The organism is Shewanella sp. SW24 (genome assembly GCF_025653395.1).
GTDB lineage: Bacteria > Pseudomonadota > Gammaproteobacteria > Enterobacterales > Shewanellaceae > Shewanella > Shewanella oncorhynchi.
In genome coordinates this window covers 111,383-133,766 of record NZ_JAKKSH010000013.1, presented here as the reverse complement: position 1 = coordinate 133,766, position 22,384 = coordinate 111,383, and the positions used below count along the sequence as shown (strand labels likewise).

General features: G+C 45.5%; 20 protein-coding genes and 1 pseudogene. 9 read left to right on the top strand and 12 right to left on the bottom strand.

What is annotated here, in order from left to right; translation table 11 throughout:
- Positions 1–172 precede the first annotated feature (172 nt).
- Entirely contained in the window at positions 173–1,153 is a 981-nt protein-coding gene (locus L5M17_RS12715; protein WP_263147886.1) for an MDR family oxidoreductase, read from the top strand.
- Positions 1,154–1,246: 93 nt separating this feature from the next.
- Here the strand turns inward: L5M17_RS12715 and L5M17_RS12710 are convergent, their stop codons facing one another.
- Both L5M17_RS12710 and L5M17_RS12705 read right to left on the bottom strand, forming a co-directional pair.
- Positions 1,247–2,623: an ATP-binding protein gene (locus L5M17_RS12710; protein ID WP_411568941.1), complete on the bottom strand. Its 1,377-nt coding sequence runs from the start codon at positions 2,621–2,623 to the stop codon at positions 1,247–1,249.
- Positions 2,611–3,297, bottom strand: a complete 687-nt coding sequence (locus L5M17_RS12705) for a response regulator (protein ID WP_105251061.1) — start codon at positions 3,295–3,297, stop codon at positions 2,611–2,613. The genes L5M17_RS12710 and L5M17_RS12705 overlap by 13 nt, the downstream gene beginning before the upstream one ends.
- Before the next feature lie 284 nt (positions 3,298–3,581).
- Here L5M17_RS12705 and L5M17_RS12700 point away from each other — a divergent pair, with 284 nt between their 5' ends.
- The 4 genes from L5M17_RS12700 to L5M17_RS12685 all read left to right on the top strand — a co-directional run bounded on the left by L5M17_RS12700 (position 3,582) and on the right by L5M17_RS12685 (position 6,265).
- A complete protein-coding gene (locus L5M17_RS12700) occupies positions 3,582–4,091 on the top strand; it encodes a Spy/CpxP family protein refolding chaperone (protein WP_113941370.1) in 510 nt (169 codons plus the stop codon).
- 51 nt (positions 4,092–4,142) lie between these two features.
- Positions 4,143–5,033, top strand: coding sequence for a cation diffusion facilitator family transporter (locus L5M17_RS12695; RefSeq protein WP_212600228.1), 891 nt, complete (start codon positions 4,143–4,145; stop codon positions 5,031–5,033).
- A gap of 14 nt (positions 5,034–5,047) precedes the next feature.
- Positions 5,048–5,500: a hypothetical protein gene (locus L5M17_RS12690; protein WP_263147882.1), complete on the top strand. Its 453-nt coding sequence runs from the start codon at positions 5,048–5,050 to the stop codon at positions 5,498–5,500.
- A 207-nt stretch (positions 5,501–5,707) separates the two neighbouring features.
- The gene (locus L5M17_RS12685; RefSeq protein WP_131525140.1) at positions 5,708–6,265 is read left to right on the top strand and encodes a porin family protein; all 558 of its coding nucleotides are present in this window, start codon (positions 5,708–5,710) and stop codon (positions 6,263–6,265) included.
- A gap of 138 nt (positions 6,266–6,403) precedes the next feature.
- Here the strand turns inward: L5M17_RS12685 and glnG are convergent, their stop codons facing one another.
- The 8 genes from glnG to L5M17_RS12645 all read right to left on the bottom strand — a co-directional run bounded on the left by glnG (position 6,404) and on the right by L5M17_RS12645 (position 13,812).
- Positions 6,404–7,816, bottom strand: a complete 1,413-nt coding sequence (gene glnG / locus L5M17_RS12680; RefSeq protein WP_263140867.1) for a nitrogen regulation protein NR(I) — start codon at positions 7,814–7,816, stop codon at positions 6,404–6,406.
- Between the two features lie 38 nt (positions 7,817–7,854).
- Positions 7,855–8,901, bottom strand: coding sequence for a nitrogen regulation protein NR(II) (gene glnL / locus L5M17_RS12675; protein ID WP_263147879.1), 1,047 nt, complete (start codon positions 8,899–8,901; stop codon positions 7,855–7,857).
- Positions 8,902–9,054: 153 nt separating this feature from the next.
- Positions 9,055–9,561 (bottom strand): DUF4124 domain-containing protein, encoded by a 507-nt coding sequence (locus L5M17_RS12670; protein ID WP_263140863.1) that lies wholly within the window; start codon positions 9,559–9,561, stop codon positions 9,055–9,057.
- A 204-nt stretch (positions 9,562–9,765) separates the two neighbouring features.
- Positions 9,766–10,392, bottom strand: coding sequence for a glutathione S-transferase family protein (locus L5M17_RS12665; protein WP_131525136.1), 627 nt, complete (start codon positions 10,390–10,392; stop codon positions 9,766–9,768).
- A gap of 133 nt (positions 10,393–10,525) precedes the next feature.
- Positions 10,526–11,218: a type 1 glutamine amidotransferase domain-containing protein gene (locus L5M17_RS12660; RefSeq protein ID WP_263147877.1), complete on the bottom strand. Its 693-nt coding sequence runs from the start codon at positions 11,216–11,218 to the stop codon at positions 10,526–10,528.
- 59 nt (positions 11,219–11,277) lie between these two features.
- On the bottom strand, positions 11,278–12,435 hold the full coding sequence (locus L5M17_RS12655) for an iron-containing alcohol dehydrogenase (RefSeq protein WP_263147874.1): 1,158 nt from the start codon (positions 12,433–12,435) through the stop codon (positions 11,278–11,280).
- A gap of 172 nt (positions 12,436–12,607) precedes the next feature.
- The gene (locus tag L5M17_RS12650; protein WP_212600236.1) at positions 12,608–13,204 is read right to left on the bottom strand and encodes a TetR/AcrR family transcriptional regulator; all 597 of its coding nucleotides are present in this window, start codon (positions 13,202–13,204) and stop codon (positions 12,608–12,610) included.
- A gap of 296 nt (positions 13,205–13,500) precedes the next feature.
- Positions 13,501–13,812: a pyrimidine/purine nucleoside phosphorylase gene (locus tag L5M17_RS12645; RefSeq protein ID WP_063884943.1), complete on the bottom strand. Its 312-nt coding sequence runs from the start codon at positions 13,810–13,812 to the stop codon at positions 13,501–13,503.
- A gap of 358 nt (positions 13,813–14,170) precedes the next feature.
- On the opposite strand from L5M17_RS12645, the pseudogene L5M17_RS12640 reads away from it, so the two are divergent.
- A pseudogene (locus L5M17_RS12640) lies at positions 14,171–16,126 on the top strand (methyl-accepting chemotaxis protein).
- A 141-nt stretch (positions 16,127–16,267) separates the two neighbouring features.
- Here L5M17_RS12640 and ovoA read toward each other — a convergent pair.
- Positions 16,268–18,382: a 5-histidylcysteine sulfoxide synthase gene (gene ovoA, locus L5M17_RS12635; RefSeq protein WP_263147871.1), complete on the bottom strand. Its 2,115-nt coding sequence runs from the start codon at positions 18,380–18,382 to the stop codon at positions 16,268–16,270.
- 365 nt (positions 18,383–18,747) lie between these two features.
- Here ovoA and L5M17_RS12630 point away from each other — a divergent pair, with 365 nt between their 5' ends.
- A complete protein-coding gene (locus L5M17_RS12630) occupies positions 18,748–19,143 on the top strand; it encodes a hypothetical protein (protein WP_198572490.1) in 396 nt (131 codons plus the stop codon).
- A 39-nt stretch (positions 19,144–19,182) separates the two neighbouring features.
- On the opposite strand, the gene L5M17_RS12625 is transcribed toward L5M17_RS12630, so the two are convergent.
- The gene (locus L5M17_RS12625; RefSeq protein ID WP_113941356.1) at positions 19,183–19,365 is read right to left on the bottom strand and encodes a hypothetical protein; all 183 of its coding nucleotides are present in this window, start codon (positions 19,363–19,365) and stop codon (positions 19,183–19,185) included.
- Positions 19,366–19,726: 361 nt separating this feature from the next.
- Here L5M17_RS12625 and L5M17_RS12620 point away from each other — a divergent pair, with 361 nt between their 5' ends.
- Both L5M17_RS12620 and L5M17_RS12615 read left to right on the top strand, forming a co-directional pair.
- Entirely contained in the window at positions 19,727–20,578 is an 852-nt protein-coding gene (locus tag L5M17_RS12620) for a PfkB family carbohydrate kinase (RefSeq protein ID WP_263147868.1), read from the top strand.
- A 314-nt stretch (positions 20,579–20,892) separates the two neighbouring features.
- Positions 20,893–22,353 carry a diguanylate cyclase gene (locus L5M17_RS12615; protein ID WP_263147864.1) on the top strand — a complete coding sequence of 487 codons (1,461 nt, stop codon included), beginning with the start codon at positions 20,893–20,895 and terminating at the stop codon, positions 22,351–22,353.
- The last annotated feature ends 31 nt before the right edge of the window (positions 22,354–22,384 follow it).

The window sequence follows — 22,384 nt, the reverse complement described above, 5'->3', positions numbered from 1 at the left end:
GACGCTAGATCTTGCCATCTCTTGCGCTTGATCACTTTTGGTCATTATCTTTAATCTGTTTAGATCTCAGCATTTACTATTAGCAATAAGTCTGCTTGTTAATGATGTCTATGCCTTTTATGGTAACTTTTTGAATATCGTTTAATACGGTTTGGCCTTCGGAGAGCGATTTATGTTTGATGCCTTACTACTGACGCAAGAAGATAAACGTACGTTTGCTCAAGTTTCACAAATTACAGAAGCTGATTTGCCAGAAGGGGAAGTCTTGGTTGATGTCGCCTATTCCTCGCTGAATTATAAAGATGGTTTAGCTGTGACCGGTGCTGGCAAAATCATTCGTCAGTTTCCTATGGTACCAGGCATCGATTTTGCGGGCGTGGTGCGCGAATCGACGGATGCAAGATACCAAGTTGGCGATCAGGTGATTTTGACGGGCTGGGGTGTGGGCGAAAACCACTGGGGTGGTATGGCGCAAAAAGCGCGAGTTAAAGCCGACTGGCTGGTGCCCATGCCGCAAGGTTGTGATGCCGCTAAAGCAATGATGATAGGCACGGCTGGGCTTACGGCGATGTTGTGCGTGCAAGCGCTGCAGCAGGCTGGGATAACACCGCAAAGTGGGGATATTCTTGTCACAGGTGCCAGTGGTGGTGTGGGTTCTGTGGCGGTGACTTTGCTCGCCAATGCTGGCTATCGTGTGGTCGCCTGCAGTGGTCGGGTTGAACAGAATGCGCCTTTATTGAAGGAGCTTGGTGCCGCAGAAGTGATTGATCGCAGTGAGCTTGAACAAGATGCTAAGCCGCTTGAGGCGCAGCGCTGGGCGGGTGTGGTCGATACCGTTGGCAACAGGATCCTCGCCAAAGCATTAGCGCAAATGCAATACGGTGGCGCAGCCGCTATCTGTGGTTTAGCGGGCGGTTTTGCATTACCAACAACCGTTATGCCGTTTATTTTACGGGGTGTTAGCCTACTGGGAATCGACTCCGTTTCTTGTCCATTCGAGAAACGAAAAGCGGCGTGGGAAGCTGTGATTAAAGCACTACCCGAACATTTTTATCAGCAAGCTTGCCAGCAGATATCATTGGCAGAGGTGCCTGATTTCGCGAATAAAATTATCCAAGGTCAAGTTACCGGACGTGTATTAGTTAAGCTGTAATCCCGTTCCCTACGTTTTAACACGATGGCAACACTGAGGTGTTGCCAATTACGACTAATTAGTTCAGCCTCCTGTACTTGTTCTTCATATCGGCTATTTCGGCAGTGTAATCGTCACTTTAAGGCCCGTTGGTATACGGTTCTCGGCTTTAATCTTACCTTTGTGGGCGGTAATCGCCGCTTCAGTGATTGCCAGCCCAAGTCCCCAGCCGCCGCTTTCTCTTTGTCGTGCCGAGTCGGGGCGGTAGAAAGGTTTAAAAATGGCATCGAGTTCGGCGGCATCTATGCCTGGACCATCGTCTTTTATGGTAATTTGTACTTGATCAGCCGTCGCACTCGCCTGTAGGTGAATGTCGCTTGCGGCATAACGGATCGCGTTACGCAGCAGATTTTCAATCGCGCGGGAAAGTGATTTAGGAAAATGCGCTAACTCAATTTCTTCATCGATATCGATAGTAATGCTTTTACCTTGCTGTTCTGCTTCAAATTCCGCATCGTCTAAAACTTGGCTCAGGGATTCTGCCAAGCCTAAATGTACCTTAGTTTCGTTAGTGCTGAGCTTGACCCGCGAGAGCTCTAACAATTCACTGATAAGCTTTTCGAGTTGCTCAGCTTCATAACCTATGCGTTCCGTTTCGGTGGTCTGCTGACCTTTTTTACGTGCGAGGGCTAGGGATAATTGCAGTCGCGTCAATGGGGTGCGTAGTTCATGGGAAATATCCCCCATGAGCCGCTGTTGATTATTAACCATAGCTTCGATGGAGTCCGCCATGCTATTGAAGGCCTTGGCTAATTGGCCTATTTCATCTTTACGCTGTGTGGTGGACTTATCGACACGGTGACTTAAGTCACCTTCGGCGAGGGCATTCGCACTTTTTTTTAGTGAATTTAATGCTTTACCTAAATGCCACGCGAGCAAGCCACATAATAATCCCGAAAGGAAAATCGCTAGGCTTAAGGTTAATAACTTATTTTCGGCGAAGAAAAAGAACCAAGGCCGTGGATGGTTATCTGGTAGGCGACCATACAGTGAATAGGTTTCAGCGCCCAGATTAAATTGATAGGGACCAAACACCAGCTCATCTTTAAACTGATGGCTAATCGGTTGTTTTTCTTCATCTGCCATCAGCATAAAGCTGCGTACACCGCGACTCACCCTGTGGGTGTTGATCACTTGGCCTTGGCTGTTGACAAGATAGACCCGCAGAGGTTTGCCTTCCATGTCTCTGTGTCTTTCCCAGCGCCGAAGAAAATCGGATTCCAGTAAGGCGGGGTTTTCTTGAATGCGCTTAGCTATAGTCGATAGGACTTTTTCAAGGTGAGGTGGCAGTGGCGCACGGTCGTGATTTTGTTGCAGCAATGGTAGCAGACCCACTAAGGCAATGATTAGCGAGCTGCAAAGCCAAAATCCGAGCAATAATTTGATAAATAAACGATTAGGCACAGTCGATACCACCGTTATGGGAGCCAAATATAACCTTTGCCACGGATGGTTTTCACCCTTGGCCGACCATCGCTACGCTCGGGGAGTTTTTTACGTAGATTCGATAAATGCATGTCTAAGCTGCGATCGAAGGGCATGAGTTTTTTGCCGAGCACTTTCTCGTTTAACTCTTCCTTGTTCATCAACTCTCCAGCGTGCAGTGCTAGGGTGTGCAGCAGAGTGAATTCAGTGCCTGTGAGTATGATTAATTGCTCATTACAGTAAGCTTCTTGGCGCGATGGATCTAAGCGTAGATCGCCAAACTCTTGGGCGGGCGCGGCATGGATTTCTTGGGTTGTTAAGTTCGAACGACGAATAATGGCGCGGATACGGGCGATTAACTCTCTGTCATTAAACGGCTTTGGCAGATAATCATCGGCGCCGATTTCAAGCCCAACTACGCGATCGATTTCATCGCCGCGAGCGGTCAGCATTAATACTGGGGTTTGTTTATGTTGGCGCAGTGCGCGTAGCACTTCAAAACCGTTTAATTTAGGTAGCATGACATCGAGTAGGATCAGATCGTAATCTGCGGTCAGTGCCAGATCTAAACCTTGTTTACCGTCGTAGGCCAAGGTTAATTGAAACCCTTCTAACTCGAGCAGTTGCCCTAGTAGCTCAGATAACCCCAGATCGTCATCGATTAATAATATCCGACTCATACTGTTCCTTAATCTCTGTAATGTGGCCTCATGTGCCTGTTTATCATAGACACTTTTAGCGCTTTGGCTGAGTATACCTGTTTTGATGTCAATTGCTGTGTAGCAATGTAAGCCAAAGTAAAGAATAGAGTTATTGCCGCAACTTTACAGTGATTTACTCAGGCAACGCCCTCACTTACATATAGGGGTTTAGACTGGAAGGGTCGAAAGTGACTCGGCTTAAAAGGGTCGTCACTGTGTCTTATTAATTGCCATATTAAAGTTGAACCATCGAGGTTAACACTATGAAAACATTATCACCTTTGAAAGCGAGCCTGTTTGCCATTCTAGCGAGTTCTGCGGTTTTCGCGACGGCAGTTAATGCTGCACCTAAGGATGCTGGCTGCGACTTCTCTAAATCTGAATTCCATAAAGGCGACCGCATGGAACATGGCGGCCGACATATGGACCACGGTGGCATGCATCGTATGTTTGAAGGGCTCGATTTAACGGATGCCCAGAAAGCTGACGTCAAAAAGTTGTTTGCCGATCAGAAAGCCACGCGCGCTGATAATCGTCCAACGAAAGAGGAACGCTTGGCACATCGCACTGAGATGCAGGCCTTAATTACCGCGCCTAGTTTTGATGAAACACAAGCAAAGGCACTGATGAGTGCGCAGCAAGAGCAGCGTCAAACTCAAGCCATTGAACGTATGAAGCTGCATAATCAAATATTTAATCTGCTGACACCAGAGCAGCAAGCTAAGTTTAAAGCGAGATTTGAAGCACAAGCTGGTAAAGAACCTCGCGGTTAAGCGTCTTAGCTGATATACAATAGGGTCATAGCTTCTCAAGATAGATCCCTTATGACTCAAACTTCCCAATACGATTTTTGGGTCAAACTGGCTAGCCGCGCTTCCGTGGCTACCGCTTTGATCCTTATTCTTATCAAGATGTTCGCTTGGCTTTATTCCGGCTCTGCCAGTATGTTGGCATCTTTGACGGATTCCTTTGCCGATGCTCTCGCTTCTATTATCAATTTTATTGCCATTCGTTACGCGCTTGTGCCGCCGGATCATGACCACAGATATGGCCATGGTAAGGCTGAGCCGTTAGCGTCTCTAGCGCAATCCGCCTTTATTATGGGCTCTGCATTTTTATTACTGTTCTATGGTGGCGAGCGTCTATTAACACCTGTTCCGGTTGAAAATGCCACCATAGGTGTAGTTGTTTCTATCATAGCGATTGTGATGACGTTAGCTTTAGTCATGTTGCAGAAACGCGCATTAGCGGCGACAAAAAGTACTGTGGTTGAAGCTGATTCGCTGCACTATAAATCAGATTTATTCCTTAATGGTGCGGTATTGTTGGCATTAGTATTAGCGCAATACGGTTGGTGGTGGGCTGACGGTTTATTTGCGGTAATGATTGCATTTTATATTGGTCATCAAGCCTTTGGCTTAGGTTATCGCTCAATTCAAGCCTTGTTAGACAGAGAGCTAGACGAAGAAACTCGCCAGCAAATTACGCAAATCGCGATGGAAGATCCACGGGTGCAAGGGCTGCATGATTTACGCACTCGTCAAGCAGGCAAAACTGTTTTTATTCAATTTCATTTAGAACTCGATGGCAATTTGAGTTTGAATGAAGCCCACAGTATTGCCGATACAACAGGGATAAGAGTCAAAGCCGCCTTCGAAGATGCTGAGGTGATTATTCATCAAGATCCGGTTAAACCTGATGTAAACGAAACATAAATTAAGGGCAAGTTATGGCATGGATGCAGAAGCAAAGTCACAGATGGGATCATTCCACTCGATTGATATGCCGCTATCATAGGCTATCGACTCGCTTTGAGTTGATAGCCGAATCTGTGGTTTCTGACGTTAGCATTCCTATGAATGCAGAAATCACGCTCCTGATGGAACAGAAATCTTCGATAGTAAATCAAGCAGATAGTACCGTATCTCCTGTGATAGCGGGGGCTTGGAGTCAGTTAGTCCTGCGTAAACATCTTTATTACTTACCGCAGAAAATTGATCTCGACATTGCTAACCAAGCTTATCGAGTCCATGTCTGGCCATTATTTCTTTGGCGTACACGTATTACTTGTGTGGCGTCTGGCAGAGTTGTCGTATCCGAATGTTTGGATGTGAGAAGGCGTCGTTCCCTCATCCGTTGGCTATATGCGAGTTTTATAGGGCTGTTGCGGGTGTTAAGTTAAAGTTATTAATAGTTTCAATTTAAAAATAATACTTACAGTAAATATTATTTAGCCACATAACGAATAACAATAACTTCCATTTTCCGACTCAAGCTGAATCAATGCTGTATGATTTGTATTTTGATAATTTAAACCATGACACTTCTGAATTGCTTATTGTAATATCCGCGCCGTCTAATACTTTCGTTAAATCATTAGGGAATTATGATGAATAAATTATCAATTGTTGCTATCTCTTTACTATCAGCATTAGCGGCCACTCAAGTCTCTGCAGCAACCGACACTACTGGATTTTATGTGGGTGGTGCATTAAATAGAGTCACAGCTGATGCTTTTGATGGTTCAGAAACCGGTACTGGTGTAGGCGTATACGGTGGCTATAACTTCAATGAATGGTTTGGTTTAGAAGCTAACCTGTTTGCCACTGGTGACTTAGGCGATAAGGATGTTGATATTAGTGCAGGTGCATTAAGCTTCACACCTAAATTTACTGCACAAATTAATGATATTTTTTCTGCCTATGCCAAAGTGGGTATTGCATCTATGGCGGCGAATGTTGATGGCTATGGTTACGATGAAGACTTTACTGGTTTTGGTTGGACTTATGGTGTAGGTGTTAATGCCGCCGTAACAGAGCACTTAAATATCCGTGTAAGCTATGATGTCACTACAGGTGATTTAGATGCCGACCGTAGCTATTTAGGATTAAAAGATATTGACACTGATATTAAGCAATTCGCTGTAGGTATGCATTATCAATTCTAATTTTTTAGATTTGGCATATTTAATTCATGCCAATGAAAATTAATTTAAAATAAAAAGGGATGTGAAGATATCCCTTTTTATTGTTTGATATGAATAAGCTTGTATTGATATAACGAGTAGTAACGTTATTTTATCTACTCAATCCATCGACAGTTCTTTTAATTTCCGCGTTAAGGTATTTCGTCCCCAGCCTAAACGTTTCGCCGCTTCCTGTTTATGGCCTTGAGTATGGCGCAGCGCAGTTTCTAGCAGTATGCGCTCGAATGCGGGCTGCACCTCAGTTAACAGATCGCTGTTTCCTTCCGAGAGTTTTTGGTCTATCCACTCAGTTAGTGCCGATTGCCAATCTTGGCTGCCTTTCGCCGTGTGGGTGACACTCACAGGGTCTTTCAGTAATTCTGGCGGTAAATCTTGGGGTAAAATTTCTTGCCCCGATGCCATTACGGTTAACCAACGACAGGTGTTTTCAAGTTGTCGGACATTACCAGGCCAAGGTAATTGGGAGAGTTTTACCGCGGTTTCCTTGGTCATGATCTTAGTTTCTACGCCAATTTCCTTCGCAGCCGAGGCGAGGAAATGGGTGGCAAGTTGCGGAATGTCTTCTCGTCTTTGTGATAGTGGCGGCAAGTGCACGCGGATCACGTTGAGGCGATGGAACAAATCTTCCCTAAAGCTGCCTTTTTGCACTAATAATTCAAGATCTTGGTGGGTCGCCGCTATGATACGCACATCGACTTGTACCGCATTATGACCACCGACGCGGTAGAATTGACCATCGGCAAGTACTCTGAGTAACCGTGTTTGTACGTCTAACGGCATATCGCCGATTTCATCTAAAAAGAGCGTGCCACCGTTTGCTTGTTCGAAGCGACCTTGGCGCACATTGGCTGCGCCAGTGAAGGCACCTTTTTCGTGGCCGAATAGCTCAGATTCGATTAAATCCTTAGGGATCGCTGCCATGTTCAGCGCGATAAATGGCTTGTCTTTACGTGGGCTGTGTTTGTGTAACGCACCTGCCACTAACTCTTTTCCCGTACCCGATTGCCCATTGATCAGCACGCTGATGGATGAGCGTGAAAGTCTGCCTATGGCGCGAAACACTTCCTGCATCGCTGGCGCTTCACCTATGATTTCGGGTGTTTTGACTTGGGCTTCCTGCGCGGGTGCGGGGCTCTGTTCAGTGGCATGGGTAAGTGCGCGCTCAACCAGAGAGATTGCCTCATCGATGTCGAAGGGTTTAGGCAGATACTCAAATGCGCCCGCTTGATAGGCACTCACTGCACTGTCTAAGTCTGAGTGCGCTGTCATAATGATCACGGGAATATGGGGATAATGCACCTGCAATCGTTCGAGCAGGCTTAAACCGTCCGTGCCGGGCATACGGATGTCCGATACTATCACGTGCGGCTGCGATATTTCTAATGCCTGCCACAGGGATTCGGCGGCGGCAAAGCTGGCGGTGCTGAGCTTAGCACCTTGCAGTGCCTTTTCGAGTACCCAGCGTATCGAGCTGTCATCGTCGAGGATCCACACTTGTTCACTAATTCGCATCTTGCTTCCTCATACGGTATGGGTAGGTACTGTCGAAATTATTTAGCGCTTAAAATCGGTAATGAAATGATAAATTCTGTGTGCCCTGCGCTGGAGAGGCAATCGATCCTTCCCGAGTGTAAACGGGCAATATTATGGGCAATCGAGAGGCCTAAACCTGAACCTTGCTCACGGCTTGTCACCATGGGATAAAATAATGTGTCCATTAGCTCAGGCGGTATACCGGGGCCGTTGTCGATAATCGATAGGGTTAACACTAGCTTGTGGCGCTGTGAACCTATAGTGACTTGGTGTTGAGTGCGAGTGCGGATCAAAATCTCGCCGCCCGTATGTTCAAGCGCCTGCACCGCATTTTGTAAAATGTTCAGCACAGCTTGCTGCATTTGGTCAGGATCTATCTCGATATCGGGAATGGATGGATCGTAATCCCGTTTGAGCTGGATGTTAGCGGGCAGCGCCATTTCAACTAACTTATAGACCTTTTGCACCACTTGATGGATGTTGTGCAGACTGTGCTGTGTCGGCCTTTGGGGGCCGAGCAGACGGTCCACTAAATTACGCAGCCGATCGGCCTGCTCTATGATGAGCGTAGTGAATTCCTTCAGCGCCGGATCATCCAGCTCCCGCGATAATAGCTGTGCCGCACCGCGAAGGCCGCCTAAAGGATTCTTGATTTCATGGGCTAAGTTGCGCACCAAAAACTGCGCCGCTTGTTGCTGTGCATCTTGACTCAGTTGCTGATGAATGCGTCTTTGTTGGTCAACTTGGCGCAGTTCGAGCAGGCTGAGTTCAGCCTCGTCATCGAGGGGAATAAGGGTTAAATCAACGGTATGATGTTGGCCATCGAGCGTGACTAGTGCTGCCGTATTGACCGTTAAGCCTTGGCCGGCTGTTACTGCATCCATTAATAGCTTGGCGTCGACACCGAGGATTTGATAGTGCTCAGGCAAAGTTTGTTCTACGAGTCTATGGCTACCAACACCTAATAATTGCTCTGCTGCTGCGTTGGCATAACAAGGCTTGAGATCCTTATCTATGACAAGTACAGCGGTAACTAAATGATTGAGCAGTGTCTCTTTATCCATCGACCGTTCCTAGAAATAGGGTTGCACCACTATGGTGCACCAATCTGGTGCAAGCTGCAACTTGTCTTCATCAAACGGTTTAGTCAGGAGGAGTTAATCTAACTTCATGTATTTAAAGTTTTTATACTAACTTTTACTATACAAATAGTGACATTAACGCTTAGCTGCTTGATGAAGAAATATCTTTCTTGGTGAACTTGATGCAAAGACTTTGCCGTTTTGAGTCAAAGCGTCAACGACTAAGGTATGTTCACCTCGGTCGATGTTTTTGAGTTTGAAGGTACCGCCAATTTGTGGCTGACCTATGGGGTTGCCATCGAGCTTGAGGGCCATCAAATACTGACTTTTTAGCTCTGGGGTGATAGTCGCAACGACGTCGAAATCGCCATTGTTATCTCTGACGGTTTCCTCTTCGGTCGGAGAGGTAATATTGACTTGATATTTAATAGATTCAATTGCTTGATTTGAGCTGTTTAAGTCTGTTTTGGGCAGAGGAAGGGCAATTTGATTTAAGGTCTTATCTTTTAGCTCAACGACTTGGGCATTTGGCTGCGGCTCATCGGAGTAATGGACTTTGCCATCTTTATCGACCCATTTATAAACAGTCGCTTGCGCTAACATGCTAAATAGCACTAAGCCGATGAGTGTGAGTGAACGCATGCTAAAGTCCCTGTAGCCTTGAGATAGAGTTAATCAAGATTAGTCTCTTTTACATCAAAAATCATGGTGTTTGTTGCGCTAAGTGGTTAAGGACGTCACCACTGAGAAGGTATAAAGTCGACAGAAAATGGGGAGGCAGAAACAGGGGTTAGTTAAAGTGGGTTAAGCTCGGGCACTAACATGTGCCCGAATTCGATCCATCAATTACAGGCTTGCATCGAGTTGTTTCTCGATCTCACTCGCTTTGACCCAAGCGGCATGTTGGGATAATTGAGTGGCATAGCGTTCAATGTGTTCAAATTTCGCGAGATCGCCACTGTTAGCCAGTAGCTCCACCACGAAGGACATCATGATATCCGCACCCGTGAGCTTGTCTGCAACAAGATAGGTTTTATCAGCCAACATATCATTGAAGTAATGACTAATCTTACTGACTTCCGTCGCGGCATAACCTTCAAGGAAATTGGTTTTACAACCGTCCTTTTGCACGAACATACGCAGTAACAAAGGCAGCATGGCTGAGCTTTCGGCAAAGTGTAGCCATTGCAGATAACTGACATAGTCTGCGCTGTCTCTGGCGGGGGCTAAGGTATCCGCCGCATATTTTTCAATCAGATATTCGGTGATCGCGCCCGATTCGGCTATCACTTGACCGTCCATTTCGATAACGGGTGATTTGCCTAACGGATGAATTTGCTTAAGTTCGGGTGGCGCGAGAAAAGTCTGGCTATCACGTTGATAACTCTTAATTTCATAGGGTTGACCGAGTTCCTCTAGCAACCAGATGATACGTTTAGAGCGTGATTTATTGAGATGGTGCAAGGTGATCATGGGCTTTCCTTTGGACAGTGAGAGTACATTTTGGCTGTCGCACCATTATGGTGCAACAGCTCTTTTTAACGCATTTAGCACACTTGTGCGCCTGTCTTTGTTCATTTCAAGCTGAGCGTCGCGTATTTATCGCTTAGCCTCTCGCGTTCAATTGCGCAACTATGGTTTCGGCTACGGCTTCGGATGATCCCGGATTTTGGCCTGTGATCAAATGGCCATCTGCGACGACAAAGCTTGTCCAGTCATCACCTTTGACATAATTGCCACCATTTTTCTGCAGCATGTCTTCAACCAAAAATGGCACGACATGAGTGAGTTGCACGGCTTCTTCTTCAGAGTTGCTGAAACCGGTAACACGCTTGCCGCTGACCAATGGCTTACCATCACTGGTTTTAGGGTGCTGCAGTGCAGCAGGCGCATGACATACGAGCCCTAGGGGTTTATTGGCTTGATAAAACTGTTCAATTAAGGCGATAGAATGTTTCTCTTCGGCAAGATCCCACAGTGGGCCGTGACCGCCCGGATAAAAAACCGCATCATAATCGGCTGCATTGATTTCACTTAAGCGAGTGGTATTCGCTAGCAGTGCTTGAGCCTCAGGATCTTTGCTAAAGCGCGCAGTGGCTTCGGTCTGAAAGTCTGGCTCATCACTTTTTGGATCGAGAGGTGGTTGACCGCCCAGGGGTGAGGCTAAGGTAATGTCAAAACCTTTATCTTTAAAAACATAAAAAGGTGAGGCGAATTCTTCTAGCCAAAAGCCGGTTTTTAAACTGGTATCACCGAGTTTATCATGCGACGTGAGTACCATTAATATATTCATTTTCATACCTTTACCTAAGTTGCTCACATCAATACGTGTGAGCTTTGGGTTTAGTTCATTTGACGTTATAGGGCTAAGGTCAAAATGTTACGGCTCATGGCTGGGTCAATGTTGCCATGTTCGCCGAGTGCCACCATGCCGTGCAGTTCAAGCTGCTTCACTATGGTATCAACGTGGCTGGCATCGAGATCATAGGCAGATAAATGTGTCGGTATGCCCATGGCTTCGAAGAAAGCCTTGGTTTTTGCAATAGCGGCATCGATGCGCTCGTCATCGGTACCTGTGTTGATGTGCCACACGCGGTCTGCGTATTGGAGTAGCTTTTCGCGTTTAGCCTCTTTTGTACATTGCAACAGGGCAGGCAGTACAATTGCCAATGTGCGCGCATGGTCGATATCGTAAAGTGCAGTTAGTTCATGGCCAATCATATGGGTTGCCCAGTCGTGGGGAACACCGACGCCAATCGTGCCGTTGAGTGCCATAGTGGCAACCCACATTAAGTTCGCGCGAATGTCGTAATCTTCGGGTTGAACTAGCACTTGTGGACCAAGCTCAATCAAGGTTTGTAAAAGACCTTCGGCAAATCTGTCCTGCACGGCGGCGTTAACGGGGTAAGTGAGGTATTGCTCTGTGATATGTACAAAAGCATCGACAACACCGTTGGCCACTTGGCGCTCTGGTAGGGTGAAGGTTTTCGTCGGATCAAGTATTGAGAATTGTGGATAAACCAAGTCATTACGGAATGGCAGCTTAGCTTGAAGTGATTTGCGGGTTACTACGCTGGCGTTGTTCATTTCGGAACCGGTCGCAGGTAAGGTTAAGACTGAGCCAAAAGGCATAGCTTGAGTTACATTTGCGCCCCAGCTAGTGAGAATGTCCCAAGGTTCGCCTTCAAATACCGCTGCCGCGGCAACAAATTTAGTGCCATCGATAACCGAACCACCGCCAACCGCGAGGAGGAAGTCGATATTCTGCTCACGCACTTGGGCGACGGCTTTCATTAAGGTTTCATAGGTTGGGTTTGGCTCAATGCCATCGAACTCGACAACGAAACGATTACCCAATGATTGTTTAACTTCGTCTAACGTGCCTGTTTTTCTAGCACTGCTGCCGCCAAAGAGGATCATCACTTTAGCATCGCTCGGTACTAGAGAATCAATTTCGGCGATAGTGTCTTTACCAAAACGGATGCGGGTCGGGTTGTAATAGTTAAAATTTAGCATGGATGATGTTATTCCTATTATTACTTTAAATGAGCAGCGTTAATTGAGCTGCATTAATTAATAGCCCGTTAAATTAGTAGACCAGTCGTCTAATTTCGGGGCGTGAAAATGTATTCTTTAAAAATCTGGGCTGATCGATATCAGCAAATATTAGTTTTGAGTCGGTATTAGGTTAAAGGGCCGTTTTAGGCGTTAAAATGGCTTTAGTCGTCACGAGTGCACGTTCGAGTGCCGCAGGGCTGTGGCCCAACTTGTTCATTAAGCTGGCGCCTAACCACATGTGATACAACATTTCAGCGGTTGATTGCGGATCTTGCAGGGCGATTGATCTATCTGTTATGCCCACTTGAACGCAAGTCGTTAACCTCTCTATGATGCCGGCGGAGCCTTTAAGTAAGGCAACACGCATGGCTTCGGATAAATCGGCCACTTCGGCGCTGAGTTTCACGACCAGACACTTTTGATCTACGCAGCCATCGGCTTGTACGTGCAACCATTGTTGCCAGTATTGCATCAAGCGTTGATGGCCTGTCAGTGTTGAGTCATTGAATAATGCGTCTAAATCTAATTGATATTTTTCAAAATAATCAGTAATAAGCGCTTCGCCAAATTGTTCTTTGGATTTGAAGTAGTGATAAAACGAGCCTTTAGGCACTTCGGCCGCCTGCAGCAGTAGGGATAAGCCGACGCTGGAAAAGCCTTTGCGTACGATTAGCTTGTAGCCGATGTCGAGAATGTGCTGGCGAGTGGATTGAGTTTCAATTTTCATGGGGTTTAGGATAAGTCAAATTAGACCGGTCGTCTAGTGTTGTTTTTGTCGGCGATATCAACGCATTCGATTTAGTATACTTTGCCTTGTGAGTTTTACGCTGCCTTGAGCCAGGTTGATAAAATTGCCAGATTGATAAATGTCAGACGGATAAAGCATTCTGATGGTGAAATGGTGAAATGGTGAAATGGTTCGGTAGGACAACATACTCACAGTGCTGAGATAAACCGTCACTGTGAGCGTTCGATTAACGATTGATATGAAATATTAATCGCACTGTCACTTAATCGAGATGACTAGAGATAGCTACAGCAATATTCGGCAATGGCTGTGTTACGAATTTTAAAGCTAACATTTGCAGCCAGCTCAAACTGAGTTCCTTCGCTAAATTCTTGCCAAGTCGTTGTTTCTGGAAGTAACACCTCAAAACGGCCGCTAGTCACTTCCATGATTTCGCCTTGGGAGGTTGAGAACTCATATTCCCCTGGTAATACAACACCTAAGGTTTGCTTGCTGCCATCGGCAAAAAATACGCTACGGCTAGCCACTTTGCCATCAAAGTAGATGTTGGCTTTTTTAGATACTGACACTTGCTCGAGTAAACTCATTATTAATCCTCTATAAATTGGCTTGGGATGAATTTATATGCATATTTAATAAATTTCAATGCATTATTTGTCGCATGGATGTGCGCATTCAATATAAGTTGATGCTAACGTTCGGTTTATTGCTTATTTCCCACTATATCATTTTGTTTGAAATGGTCGGTATGGCTTGGCTGTCATTTAAAGTTATTAATCATTTTTCTACTTAAAAATAATGAGTTGTCGGAATTTTAGTGAACTTTTGATGAAAATAGTCGGCACCGCTTTGTTTAGCTGAGATTCTTCTCCTATAGTTTTAAGGCAGGTTTGATTCTGCAAAGATTGAAGGAATGGAATTCGATGCGCGACAAGGAGTCTCACCATGGGTTTTACTCGTAAAATTCAGCTTATCAGTTTATTGATTGTCCTATTACCCCTCATATTTGCTACCGCAATAGTGACTTACATTGCTCGGGATGAATTGTTTGCCGAGGCTCAGTCTCGTTTAGTGGCAGTGCGTGAGATCAAGCAACGGCAGATTGTTGGCATGTTTCAGGACTTTTCCGATAACCTGCAGGCCGTCAGCGCCGTAATTGCCAGCCAAAAAAGCCTCGATACTCTTACTGACATAGATCAAACCTTGCAGTCATTAAATAAATCCCTCGGTTTTTATGACCTATTTATTATTAGTGACGATGGTACCGTTTTATATACAGTGGCGAAGGAGTCTGATTTCGGCACCAATTTGCGTACTTGACCCTTCCATGATTCGGGATTAGCACAGTTATTCAATAAGGCATTGGGATCGGCGGGCACAGTATTACTACAAGATTTTTCCGCATACGCGCCTTCAAATGGTCAACCTGCGGCATTTATTGGCCAGTCGATTCAGTTCAATCAGCAAAGATTGGTGGTGGCGGCTCAAGTATCAATCGATCGCATCAACAGAGTTATGCAAATTCGTGAGGGTATGGGGCAAAGTGGTGAAACTTATCTCATTGGCCCAAATAATCGTATGCGTTCTGATTCTTTTCTCGATCCCATTAATCGCACGGTTACGGCTTCGTTTGCGGGAACGATAGCTCAGAATGGTGTCGATACGCTGGCGGTAAAGGAGGCGCTGGCTGGTAAATCGGGGGTGATGCAAGTGAATGACTATAACAATAATCCCGTTTTATCCGCTTATTCTCCTGTCGTTGAGCTCGGTTTACGTTGGGGTTTGATGGCTGAAATTGATGTGAGTGAAATAGCAGCTCCCGCCTACCGTATGATGTTTATCGGTTTATCTGTTTGTGCAGCAGCCTTAGTGTTGGCGTTCGCTGCCGCTAAGTTAGTTACAGGGTTTGTATTAAAGCCGCTCGGCGGTGAGCCTGAGGACATGTGTAACTTGACCAGTATGATCGCCTCTGGCGATTTAACTCATAATTTACCGCATGTTCAAACGGATAATCACCTGATGAGTTGGTTGGCGCGGATGCAAACTAAGCTCAAAGAAATCATCAGTCAGCTGGTGGGCGTTGGGCATGAACTTGAATCTGCCGCCGAACAAAACTCTGCCGCTATGACACAAGCCGATTGCAGTATTCAGATGCAGGCTAAAGAAACTGATATGTTGGCCACTGCAGTTGAAGAAATGAGTTATGCCGCAGCTGAAATCAGCACGAATACGATGAGATCCTCCGATGAAGTGTCCGCCTGTACCCATTCGAGTGAAATTCTTTCGCAAAACTTGGCCAGTACTCGTAAAAGCTTAAAAGTGACCTTGAGCAGTTTTGCAACTATTCATCAACAGGTGGGCAGTCTTGAGGCGGATAGTCAGAAAATCGGCTCAGTATTAGCTGTGATAAATGCGATTGCGGAACAAACTAATCTCTTGTCTCTTAATGCGGCGATTGAAGCAGCGAGAGCTGGCGAGCATGGTCGTGGATTTGCTGTGGTTGCCGATGAGGTGCGTCAGTTAGCGGTGAAGGTTCAGTTAGCAACTCAGGATATTGGGCAAGTGTTAAAAGGTATTCAGCAACAGTCAGGTGTGCTGGCGTTGCATAGTGTGACTTGTTCCACTGAAGCCTCTAAAACCGCAGAAGATGCCGATGGAATGCAGACCGCGGTGGATGATATTGCTTTGCGCTTAGAAACCTTAAAGGCATTAATGATTCAAACCGCAACCGCTGCGGAAGAACAAACAACGGTTTCGGCGACGATTGCGCAGGGGATTGCGGGCTTAAGCGTGGCGGCGGAGGAAAATAGTGCGGCTATCAGTCAAGTAGCAGCGAGTACGCGGAGTCTGTTGGGGTTAGCAAATCAGCTTGGTTTAACAACGGCACAGTTTAAGGTGTAGATATTTTTCGCTGCATTTACAGTGTTCTCACCTTAGTTGGTGCTGTAAATGTGACTGAGCTGGATGTTACACATCCGCCAGAAATGGATTTCTGGCGGATATTTTTATCAGGACTTCAGTTGGTTATCCCATGAGTGAGCATTAACGTTTACGCCAAATTGTCATTTCTGAGATGGAATGTTGGAATTTACGTTTAGTCTCGCGGATCACGAAGGGAATTTCCTTCACTGCGACCAGCTCAAATTGGCCGATCAAGGTTTCGGTCAAACCATCTAAGGTGGTGAAGTTCTCTCCTTTGACTTTAACGCCACCTAACCATTTATCCTTGGGCGTATAATCTTCAAGCCAAGTGTATGGCGAGGCAATCACAAGGTATCCACCTTGATTAATCCGCTGGGCAATACTGGTTAAAAAGTGTTTAGGCTCGTTCAACCTGTCGATAAGATTTGAGGCATAAACCAAATCATAACCTGTGTAGATGGGCTTTAAATTACAGGCATCACCTTGCATAAAGTTGACCTTTTTCGCCTCAAGCTCATATCCCAGTTTTACGAGACTCGCACTCTTAAATTCCTGTAAGTCGCCTTCGGTACGTATGGTGTAACGTTTTTCACCTTGTTCTGTCAGCGCATAGGCCTGTTGAATAAAGCGCGCCGAGAAGTCGATACCATCAACATGATCAAACACTTTTGCCAGTTCGAAACTCGCGCGACCAACGGAGCAGCCGATATCGAGGGCTTTAGCTGTATGAGTCAATTGAATTTCACTCAGCGCTTGCTGCACACCATTGACGCAGAAGTTAGCAACCCCGAAATATTCGGCGCCATAGTGGAATTCAAGGTATTGGGAAATCAGTTCATCCGTTTCGTACACATTGACCTCGGCCATTTGAGCTGGATTTTGGGTGGATTCCACATAGCGAAAGCCCGCGTGTTGATAAAAATGTCGACGAAACGCATAGCGTGATGAAGCTATTGCCTCATTACCCGTAGAGATCCACGAGCCGCCTTTGATGAGATTATGTTTGCCATCGAAGGTTGGGGTGGAGAAATCATCGTAAAGTGGGTGTACGGCGAAGCCGTCAAAACCGTCGATTGCGGTTTCTGTCCATTGCCAAACATTACCGACAATATCGAAAAAGCCATTATGTTCGAAGCGATTCACTGGGCAAGAAGAGGCGTAATAAGCCAAAGCAATATTGCCCGGCACTTCATGCCAATCGGGCGCATCGGCGGGCACATTCTCGCGTAAGATGTACCACTCAGCTTCAGTTAATAGACGTATATTGCTTTGCTTTTGTTCGGCTTTCCAATTGCAGAAAGCCTTAGCTTCGAGCTGATTCACTTCAACGGGCCAGTTTAATGGCAGCGGAATTTCTTCCACTAAGTTACGTTGCCACCATTTATCTTGTCTTAAGCGCCAAAAACGCGGCATTTGTGCTTGGGTATAGGCAAGCCAAGCTTGGCCTTCTTCATTCCAAAATTGGGGTGAGCGATAGCCGCCAGCTTCGACGAATGCGAGATACTCTTGATTCGAGACTAAGAATTTAGCAGCCTTAAAGTCGTTAACGTTAAATATTTTATGGCCGTATTCATTGTCCCAACCGTAGGTTTGGTCTTGTTCAGTTTTGCCTAAGGTCACCTTTTGCCCTTTTACAGCCAATAAACTGTTGGCCTCGGCAGGGGCGGTGTCTTGGCACGCAGGCCAGAGGTGGTTGGGTGCGACATATTCCAGCGGCAGTTGGCGGATGATCACCGATGAGGTTTCTAAATGAATACGCTCATGTTCAATGCCCATCAAAATGATCCAAGCTGGGCTATTTTGAGTGATAGGTAACGCTAGAGGCATTTCATCGATAACACGATTGACGACAGCATTAACTTGTTGGCGATAGCTGCGCACCTCTGCCACATCCGGCCACGGATAATGTTGTTCGTTCAAATCATCCCAAGACATCTCATCGACACCAATGGCGAACATGGATTCGAAGTTGTCGTTTACTCGTTCATCGAGAAATTTACCGAGTTTGAGTTTGTTGATATAGAAAGTGGCCGTATGGCCAAAGTAAAAAATTAACGGATGGCGTAGCGGCTCGGCTTTGAGGTAATAGGCGCTATCTTCTTGGATTAAATCATACAGAGACTCGTATAAAGCCCATGTCTGATTAAAGTATTGCTTAAGCTCTTGACGCTTTCCGGCCTCAGTTTCACCAATGAGCTTAAGGGTTTGAGGGGGTTGCGTTATGGGCTTATCCATAGACAAGTAAACTCCGTATTTATCGGCCTGCGGTGCAAGCATGGGAAGATTAATCTATCGTGTGTGACTCTATACGCGATTACTGAGCTCAGGATCACTTTGTCAGCTTAATGTGTCGGTTTCAGGCAAAGTGTTTTACAAACTAACAGAAAGACCAATTGAGTCCAACATCAGTGCTGGAGCTTAAAGCATCTCAGGTATGACCCTTTGGTTTGGGATTATCTTACAAAGAAAGTGATGCGCTCAATTTAGTGATGCTATCCCTTACAGGGATTAAAATTATTTTATCCCTGAAGAGTATTTTCTCTGTCGGGGTTAAGGCAGAATGATCCCGTCCGTAAAATTATTATGCAGGATATAACGGGATGACAATTAACGCATTATGGATACCCGCCTGGTATGAGCTTGATCCGTCGATCGTAGTGGGTGTGACTGAGGAGTTTGTTTTTCACAAGACTGCCGCAAACGAGGCGTTAAAGTTTTACAGCGGTGCAAAGGAAAACGATGCCGTTAAGGCAACCGGAACTATTTCGGCCATTAAGCACAATGTCTTGGGGGACATTGAAAGTGTCGATGCGCAGGGGCTCGATTATACGCTTGTGTTGCAAGATGGACGGCGTTTGTTAGTCAACGCAGAGGAAAACCCTGGCTTGGTTTATGAGTGGGTTGATGATAGTTGGCAGCCTTCAGATATGGTCATTACAGATTGGACATTAACAGTACAATTTGCGTCTTTATCACCATTGACGCCAATAAAGTAATTGAAGGTTTATCGTGAGTAACTAGATGGCAAAGTGCAGTTAGCGCTCGGGATCCGAGGTTGACTGCACTTTTACTTGTTCAGCAAGTTGTTGGTATTCTTGTTTGATTTCTGCAATATAAACATCGTGAAAATTCAATTCATTAAATTCATCTATACAGAGCTGATAACGGCGTAGCTGCTCAGATTTTTCTTCGGCGGTATCCCATATTTCCATTAGCATAGCGTTTGATTCCATTCATAAATTTAATATATGTATCCAGCATGCATTTTAACTATGTCTACTGATAATTAATCGAGTCGGCTTCAAAATGGTTACGCTTCATTTTGTCCTGAGACGTTATCTTTTCTATAAATCTATTTTAAACAAAGTGTTAGAGTTAACATCTATGTTATACCGTATGAGTGTATAACTGTTTTCCTCGTCTTCTTCGGGACAAATGCTTACATCAAGGCGCTGCCATATCCTTATAATGTTTCTATCTTGATGATTGGATTGTGCCTGTGAGCATTTTGCTCTAGATTGATATTTCTTTGTTTTTATCTTCTGGCCTTGATGCTTTTTTGCCCTTTGGAGCCGTGTAATGGCTAATATTCTGTTAGTTGCCAATCTCAACTGTGATCGGATCTTACTGCTTGATAAACCTTTAAAAACAGGTGGACGTTTCCATTATCAAGATGGCGGCCAAAGGCTCGGCGGCGGTGGGGCAAATACCGGATTAGGTTTAGTCTGGGCAGGGCATAGCGTCGCGCTGGTGAGTCAAGTGGGCCGTGATGACATGGGGGATTGGCTCATTGCAGAAGCCAGTACGCAAGGGCTCGATTGTCGCTTAGTGCAGCGCCGCACCGGCAATACATGCGAAATGCTGCTTGTAATGACGCCAGACGGCGAGCGCACCATTATTCGGCCACAAAGACCCATATTTGAATTATCTGTACCGCCGAAATGGCAGCCATGGGACGCGTTGTATTTTAATACTTCCGCTGAAGGCTCTGTCAGCTGGGCAAAAACAGCTTTAGAACATTGTCTTGTGGTCGCGCAATTAGCCAAGGACGACAGACAGAGACCTTGTCATATTTTATTGGCCTCCATGAGTGATATTCAGGGGCGTTGTGATGGCGCATCTTGGGAATATGGCAAAAGCATTGGCGGCGATTGTCTGCGTTACTTTATTGTCACCGATGGTATCAATGGGGCTAAGGTTTACACGCATGATCAAGTGCAGCATGTTGCTGCTATCCCTGCCACAGTTGTTGATACCACAGGCGCGGGTGATGCCTATGCGGCAGGGTTGATCCACAGTCTCTGCATCGGCCAGTCGATTACTGAGGCCATGGCAGAAGGGGCGATTTGGGCGGCATTTGCGGTGGCAACTGATAGTTCTATTCCGGGTGAGGCACTAAAACAGTATTTAGAGGCGAAGCAAATCGCATGAAAATCTGCGGGCGACCAGTTTGAGTCATCTTTTTGTCATACGTCCTTGCTAGAGTATGTCTTGTGGCGCATAGCTTGTCCCTTAACGTTTTCTTGTACTTTTCTCCCATTTATTGGTTAGTATGTTTTTTGCCTCGTTTCCCCAACGAGGCATTTTTTTGCTCAAAATAAAGTTATTCCATCGTAGAACGCCAATACGACAGAAATCTTGTGCGGCCATGGCACAATTGCGTTAACATTTATTCAACTAAAATAGTTATCGTTAAATTAAAATAATAAGCCACTCAAGGTGTTCTGTAGTCTTTGGAGTTGAGAATGGGCAATAACGCTTGGAATGATAAAAATAAATTTATTTGGCTTCTGTCTGTTTTGCTTTTGGTCGCCTTTTTAGTGACCAGCGGTATCAGTTACAAAGTGGCCCATGATTCACTGAGCCAACAAATAGAGAGCAATACCTTACCGCTCACAAGTGATAATATTTATTCAGAAATTCAACAGGATTTGTTACGACCCATCTTTATTTCATCCTTGATGGCGCAGGATACCTTTGTTCGGGATTGGACCTTAAGTCATGAGCAAGAGCCCGAAAAACTCATTCGTTACCTTAAGGAAATCCAAGAAAAATACGGTACTGTCACGAGCTTTTTTGTGTCTGAGAAAAGTCGAAATTATTACCATTCCACGGGCATTTTAAAACAAATCCAAGATGTAGAGCCTGACGATGCTTGGTATTTTCGAGTGCGTTCTTTACCTGAATCTGGGCATTATGAGGTCAATATTGATGCCGATACGGCGGACCGCAGTAAAACAACCGTATTTGTGAATTATAAAGTTTTTGATTTTGAAGGAAAATTTATTGGTGTTACCGGTGTTGGGTTGGCGGTTGAAAAGGTTAAAGCCTTAATTGAGTTATATCAAAAGCGTTATAACCGCCGAGTGTTCTTTACGGATCGGCAAGGTAATGTCACTTTGCATGGCGATCAATATGACGGTACGGATTCGCTGCAAACGAACGTAGGGCTTGATAATTTGGCTACGCGTATTTTAACCAGCCCAAGTGCCGCCTTCAGCTATCAGAAAAACGGGAAAACGGTTTATCTCAATAGTCGCTTAGTTCCTGAGTTTAAGTGGTATTTGATTGTTGAGCAGGAGGATGCGCCACAGGAGCGGGAACTGTTAAATACGTTTTGGGGTAATTTGGCGTTAAGCCTAATGGTGACTCTAGGTATTTTATTCATCTCAAACATGACCTTAGGTCGTTATCAGCGCAAACTAGAAATTATGGCGTCTACCGATAAGCTCACTGGCGCCGCCAACCGTCAGGTGTTTGATGAGTACTTTAGGCTGGCGTTAGATAAAGCTAAGCTGACACAATCGCCGATTTCAATACTCTTGTTGGATATCGACCACTTTAAAAAAGTGAACGACAGTTATGGGCATGGGATTGGTGACTTAGTATTAAAAACCATGACCAATATGCTGCGTGGTTTACTACAACAACAGGATATTTTATGTCGCTGGGGCGGTGAGGAGTTTTTAATTTTACTCCCTGAGATGGATTTATCCCGAGCGGCAGAACTGGCAGAACAGATCCGTGACCTCATTTCCCAGCGGGAAATTAAAGTGAATGGATTGCACATTTCTATTACTGCCAGTATTGGTGTTGCTGAGCATCAAGTGCAAGAGCCCGCGGAGGATCTTATTAAACGTGCCGATCTGGCCTTGTATCAGGCAAAAGAAGCGGGCCGAAATCAAGTGGTGTTAAATCATTCATAGACTCTACTCGGTTCTTCTTGGCAGCAATGTT

Bases quoted from the DNA above. Each gene is read 5' to 3' on its own strand.
- L5M17_RS12645 (WP_063884943.1), bottom strand. From the start codon at position 13,812: ATGAGTTTACTCGAGCAAGTGTCAGTATCTAAAAAAGCCAACATCTAC.
- L5M17_RS12700 (WP_113941370.1), top strand. From the start codon at position 3,582: ATGAAAACATTATCACCTTTGAAAGCGAGCCTGTTTGCCATTCTAGCG.
- L5M17_RS12665 (WP_131525136.1), bottom strand. From the start codon at position 10,392: ATGATCACCTTGCACCATCTCAATAAATCACGCTCTAAACGTATCATC.
- L5M17_RS12690 (WP_263147882.1), top strand. From the start codon at position 5,048: ATGGCATGGATGCAGAAGCAAAGTCACAGATGGGATCATTCCACTCGA.
- L5M17_RS12715 (WP_263147886.1), top strand. From the start codon at position 173: ATGTTTGATGCCTTACTACTGACGCAAGAAGATAAACGTACGTTTGCT.
- L5M17_RS12705 (WP_105251061.1), bottom strand. From the start codon at position 3,297: ATGAGTCGGATATTATTAATCGATGACGATCTGGGGTTATCTGAGCTA.
- ovoA (WP_263147871.1), bottom strand. From the start codon at position 18,382: ATGGATAAGCCCATAACGCAACCCCCTCAAACCCTTAAGCTCATTGGT.
- L5M17_RS12620 (WP_263147868.1), top strand. From the start codon at position 19,727: ATGGCTAATATTCTGTTAGTTGCCAATCTCAACTGTGATCGGATCTTA.
- L5M17_RS12615 (WP_263147864.1), top strand. From the start codon at position 20,893: ATGGGCAATAACGCTTGGAATGATAAAAATAAATTTATTTGGCTTCTG.
- L5M17_RS12650 (WP_212600236.1), bottom strand. From the start codon at position 13,204: ATGAAAATTGAAACTCAATCCACTCGCCAGCACATTCTCGACATCGGC.
- L5M17_RS12625 (WP_113941356.1), bottom strand. From the start codon at position 19,365: ATGCTAATGGAAATATGGGATACCGCCGAAGAAAAATCTGAGCAGCTA.
- glnG (WP_263140867.1), bottom strand. From the start codon at position 7,816: ATGCGAATTAGTGAACAAGTGTGGATCCTCGACGATGACAGCTCGATA.
- glnL (WP_263147879.1), bottom strand. From the start codon at position 8,901: ATGGATAAAGAGACACTGCTCAATCATTTAGTTACCGCTGTACTTGTC.
- L5M17_RS12695 (WP_212600228.1), top strand. From the start codon at position 4,143: ATGACTCAAACTTCCCAATACGATTTTTGGGTCAAACTGGCTAGCCGC.
- L5M17_RS12630 (WP_198572490.1), top strand. From the start codon at position 18,748: ATGACAATTAACGCATTATGGATACCCGCCTGGTATGAGCTTGATCCG.
- L5M17_RS12670 (WP_263140863.1), bottom strand. From the start codon at position 9,561: ATGCGTTCACTCACACTCATCGGCTTAGTGCTATTTAGCATGTTAGCG.
- L5M17_RS12685 (WP_131525140.1), top strand. From the start codon at position 5,708: ATGAATAAATTATCAATTGTTGCTATCTCTTTACTATCAGCATTAGCG.
- L5M17_RS12660 (WP_263147877.1), bottom strand. From the start codon at position 11,218: ATGAAAATGAATATATTAATGGTACTCACGTCGCATGATAAACTCGGT.
- L5M17_RS12655 (WP_263147874.1), bottom strand. From the start codon at position 12,435: ATGCTAAATTTTAACTATTACAACCCGACCCGCATCCGTTTTGGTAAA.